Source organism: Pseudomonas agronomica (assembly GCF_025917275.1).
Taxonomy (GTDB): Bacteria; Pseudomonadota; Gammaproteobacteria; order Pseudomonadales; family Pseudomonadaceae; genus Aquipseudomonas; species Aquipseudomonas agronomica.
This window is the reverse complement of record NZ_JAOSHO010000595.1, coordinates 1-2,808: the sequence shown is the minus strand read 5'-3', so window position 1 is coordinate 2,808 and position 2,808 is coordinate 1. Positions and strand designations below refer to the sequence as shown.

Below are 2,808 nucleotides of genomic sequence, written 5' to 3'. Positions count from 1 at the left end.
CGGGAGCAAGCTCCCTCGCCACGAAAGCGGTTCGGCGCAGACGGCGGGAATTCTTTTCGCACGCAAGCGGTCGAACCCGGTCGCATAATGGTCAGCGTTGTGATGCAGTCCGCTCCCCACCGCTGTAATGCACCGACCCCATAAGGAATCCTTGATGCACTCACGCTCCGCCCCCGCTCCTACCGCTGGCACCGGTTTCGTCCGGGTGCGTGGCGCCCGCGAGCACAACCTCAAGAACGTCGATGTCGACATCCCTCGCGATGCCCTGGTGGTGTTCACCGGCGTGTCGGGGTCCGGCAAATCCTCGCTGGCCTTCTCCACGATTTATGCCGAAGCCCAGCGTCGCTACTTCGAGTCGGTCGCGCCTTACGCGCGGCGTCTGATCGACCAGGTCGGCGTGCCTGACGTGGACAGCATCGAAGGCCTGCCGCCGGCGGTTGCCCTGCAGCAACAACGCGGCACGCCGAGCGCGCGGTCCTCGGTGGGCAGCGTCACCACGTTGTCGAGCCTGATCCGCATGCTCTACTCCCGCGCCGGCAGTTACCCGGCCGACCAGCCAATGCTCTACGCCGAGGATTTCTCGCCCAACACGCCCCAGGGCGCCTGCCCGGCGTGCCACGGTTTGGGCCGAGTCCATGAAGTGACCGAAGACACCATGGTGCCCGATCCTTCGCTGACCATCCGCGAGCGCGCCGTGGCCGCCTGGCCCATGGCGTGGCAAGGGCAGAACCTGCGGGACATCCTGGTGACCCTGGGTTATGACGTCGACGTTCCCTGGCGCGACCTGCCGAAGAAGCAACGCGACTGGATTCTCTTCACTGAAGAAACCCCCACCGTCCCGGTGTACGCGGGCCTAACCCCGGCCCAGACCCGCGAAGCCCTCAAGCGCAAACTTGAACCCAGCTACCAGGGCACCTTCAGCGGTGCCCGGCGCTACCTGCTGCACACCTTCATGCACTCGCAAAGCGCGCAGATGCGCAAGCGCGTGGCCCAATACATGCGCGCCAGCCCCTGCGCCGTTTGCGACGGCAAGCGCCTCAAGCGCGAGGCGCTGACCGTTACCTTCGCCGGATTGGACATCGCCGAGCTGTCCAACCTGTCGTTGCTGGAACTGGCCGACGTGCTCAAGACCGTCGCGGCGCCCGATTATCTGGCGCAACCCGAAGAGCCCGGCGATGTGCTCAGCCACCGCCAGACCCGCGAAGCCCGCGAGCAACGCGCGGCCAGGGGCGACAACCCACACGCCGGCGGGCCCGACGCGCGCCACACGCCCAACCTGTCCCTGGAAAAACGCCTGGCCGCCCAGCGCATTGCCGCCGAACTGCTCGAACGCATCGTCACGCTGATCGACCTCGGCCTCGGCTACCTGGCCCTGGAACGCAGCACGCCGACGCTGTCCTCCGGCGAACTGCAACGCTTGCGCCTGGCGACCCAGCTCAACTCCCAACTGTTCGGCGTGATCTATGTGCTGGACGAACCTTCCGCCGGTTTGCACCCTGCCGACAGCGAAGCCCTCTTCGGCGCCTTGCAACGCCTGAAGGCGGCGGGCAATTCGGTGTTCGTGGTCGAGCACGACCTGGACACCATGCGCCGCGCCGACTGGCTCATCGATGTCGGCCCCGACGCGGGCGAGCAAGGTGGCAAGATTCTTTACAGCGGTCCGCCCGAAGGCCTTGGGCACGTGGTCGAGTCCAAGACCCGCGCCTACCTGTTCGCCGAAGAACAGGTCACCGCGCGAACCCCACGCAAACCCAAGGATTGGCTGCGCCTGGAAGGCATCACCCGCAACAACCTCGACAACCTCAGCGCGGCGTTTCCCCTGGGCTGCTTCACGGCGGTGACCGGCATTTCCGGCTCGGGCAAGTCGAGCCTGGTCAGCCAGGCCCTGCTGGATCTGGTCGGTGCCCACCTGGGCCAGCCCAGCGTCAATGCCGAGGCAGAGGAACAAAGCCTGGAAGACGAACCGGTGCAGACCAGCGGCGGCCACGTGACTGCCGGACTCGAGAGCATCAAGCGCCTGGTCCAGGTCGACCAGAAACCCATCGGCCGCACACCGCGCTCCAACCTCGCCACCTACACCGGACTGTTCGACCACGTGCGCAAGCTCTTCGCCGCAACCGAACAGGCCCAGGCCTTGGGATACGACGCCGGGCGATTTTCCTTCAACGTCGCCAAGGGCCGTTGCGAAACCTGCGAAGGCGAAGGCTTCGTCAGCGTGGAATTGCTGTTCATGCCCAGCGTCTATGCCCCCTGCCCGACCTGCCACGGGGCCCGCTACAACCCGCAGACCCTGGAAGTGCGCTGGCAAGGCCTGGACATCGCCCAGGTGCTGCGACTGACGGTGAACCAAGCCCTGGAAGTCTTCGCCGAACAAGCGGCAGCCAGGCGTTCGCTGCAGGTGCTGCAGGACATCGGCCTGGGTTACCTGCGCCTCGGCCAACCGGCCACCGAGCTGTCCGGCGGCGAGGCCCAGCGGATCAAGTTGGCGACGGAACTGCAACGCAAGGCCCGGGGCGCGACGCTGTATGTGCTGGACGAGCCCACCAACGGCCTGCATCCCCAGGACGTCGATCGCTTGCTGGTGCAACTGAATCGCCTGGTGGACGAAGGCCATACCGTGGTGGTGGTGGAACATGACATGCGGGTGGTGGCGCAAAGTGATTGGGTCATCGACATTGGCCCGGGGGCTGGGACGCAGGGTGGGAAGGTCGTGGTGAGCGGTGTGCCACAGGTTGTTGCGGCTTGCGAGGAAAGCCGTACGGCGCCGTTCCTGAAAAAAGCCCTGCGCTGATCACGTGGCGAGGGAGC

1 protein-coding gene is annotated in these 2,808 nt (G+C 66.1%); it reads left to right on the top strand.

Annotated features, from left to right (window positions below; genetic code table 11):
- Window positions 1-154 precede the first annotated feature (154 nt).
- Window positions 155-2,791: an excinuclease ABC subunit UvrA gene (locus tag OC610_RS24965; RefSeq protein WP_264431688.1), complete on the top strand. Its 2,637-nt coding sequence runs from the start codon at window positions 155-157 to the stop codon at window positions 2,789-2,791.
- Window positions 2,792-2,808: the final 17 nt, after the last annotated feature.